This is a genomic window from Roseobacter sp. EG26, from assembly GCF_049830555.1.
In the GTDB taxonomy this organism is placed as follows: Bacteria; Pseudomonadota; Alphaproteobacteria; order Rhodobacterales; family Rhodobacteraceae; genus Roseobacter.
The window spans coordinates 1-529 of sequence record NZ_JBNBLH010000025.1 but is presented as its reverse complement, the minus strand read 5'-3'; the positions used below and the strand labels follow the sequence as shown (position 1 = coordinate 529).

General features: G+C 56.5%; 1 protein-coding gene. It reads left to right on the top strand.

From position 1 onward, the window contains the following. Nucleotides 1–207: 207 nt before the first annotated feature. On the top strand, nt 208–529 hold a 322-nt coding region (locus ACOTTU_RS24115; RefSeq protein WP_425661955.1), incomplete at its 3' end, for an IS110 family transposase.

The window sequence follows — 529 nt, the reverse complement described above, 5'->3', positions numbered from 1 at the left end:
GAAATAGGCGAAGCAATAGGAGAAGACGCAAAGGAAGCGTTGCGAGGACACTTGGCGAGGCTCGCCAGTGAAAAATAACGTCACCACGGCTTGCGGAAGTTCCAGGGACTTCGGCCCCCAAGCGGATGAGGTGGATGGCTCCTGCTCCACCGGCATCGAACGTGCCAAAGTGCAGTTGTCAACGACTGCTAGGAAAGGAGCCACCCAATGACAGTAAAGACCGTAGGCCTGGATTTGGCCAAGGACGTTTTTCAGGTGCACTGTGTTTCAGCCACTGGACGCAAGATAATCAACAAGAAGATCAAACGCGCGAAGCTGGTCGCATTCTTCGAGACGTTGCCGCGCTGTGTGGTGGGAATGGAGGCTTGCGGATCATCTCACCACTGGGGACGCAAGCTGCGCGAACTCGGCCATGACGTTCGGCTCATGCCAGCAGCCTATGTCAAACCGTACGTGAAGCGCGGCAAGACTGACGCGGCAGATGCCGAGGCGATTTGTGAAGCTGTGCGTCGACCAACCATGCGCTTTG